The organism is Pseudomonas sp. 30_B, assembly GCF_017491605.1.
In the GTDB taxonomy this organism is placed as follows: Bacteria; Pseudomonadota; Gammaproteobacteria; order Pseudomonadales; family Pseudomonadaceae; genus Pseudomonas.
In genome coordinates this window covers 46337-47228 of record NZ_JAFGYY010000021.1, presented here as the reverse complement: position 1 = coordinate 47228, position 892 = coordinate 46337, and the positions used below count along the sequence as shown (strand labels likewise).

The window sequence follows — 892 nt, the reverse complement described above, 5'->3', positions numbered from 1 at the left end:
GGTATCGCCGTTCCAGTTGGCGTTGGGAGTGAAGGTCAGGCTGGCAGCGTTGCCGGTGGCCGGGACGTTGTCGCCGATATTCAATGCCACGCCATTGAGCATCAGGGTGCCGTTGGCCGGCAGGCTCTTGATGACGAAATGGTCGACAGTGCCATCGATGTCCGAACCCGCGAGGTTGACGGTGATCGGCGAGTCTTCATTGCCGCTGGCGGTGGTGGTGTTGGTTTCCGGGGCGTCATTCACCGGGGTGACGTTGATGCTCACGACCGAGTCGACCGAACCGCCTTTGCCGTCGCTGACGACCACGGTGAAGGAGTCAGTACCGTTGTAATCCTTGCTCGGCGTGTAGGTGTATTCGCCAGTGGCCGGGTCCAGCACCAGAGTGCCGTGCTTCGGCTCGGAACCGGATTTCAGGGTGAAGGTGAGACTGTCCTGATCCACGTCGGTGGCGACGATCTTGTCGCTGATCGCAGTGTCTTCGGCGGTGGTCCTGGACTGGTCGGCGGTGACCGGATCGTCGTTGACCGGGGTGACAGTGATGCTGACCACCGACTCCACGGAACCGCCGTGGCCATCGCTGACCACGACGGTGAAGCTGTCGTTGCCGTTGTAATCCTTGGCCGGCGTGTAGGTGTACTCGCCGGTGGCCGAGTCCAACGTCAGGGTGCCGTGCTTCGGTTCGTTGCCGGACTTCAGGGCGAAGCTGAGGCTGTCCTGATCGACGTCGGTGGCGACGATCTTGTCGCTGATCGCAGTGTCTTCGGCGGTGGTCTTGGACTGGTCTTCAGTGACCGGCGCATCGTTCACTGGGGTGACGTTGATGCTGATCACCGACTCCACGGATCCGCCTTTGCCGTCGCTGACGACCACGGTGAAGGAATCCGCACCGTTG

General features: G+C 61.9%; 1 protein-coding gene. It reads right to left on the bottom strand.

Annotated features, from left to right (window positions below):
* Positions 1 to 892, bottom strand: an 892-nt coding sequence (locus tag J5M67_RS20890) for an Ig-like domain-containing protein (protein WP_207887233.1), incomplete at both ends; no start/stop codon positions are given.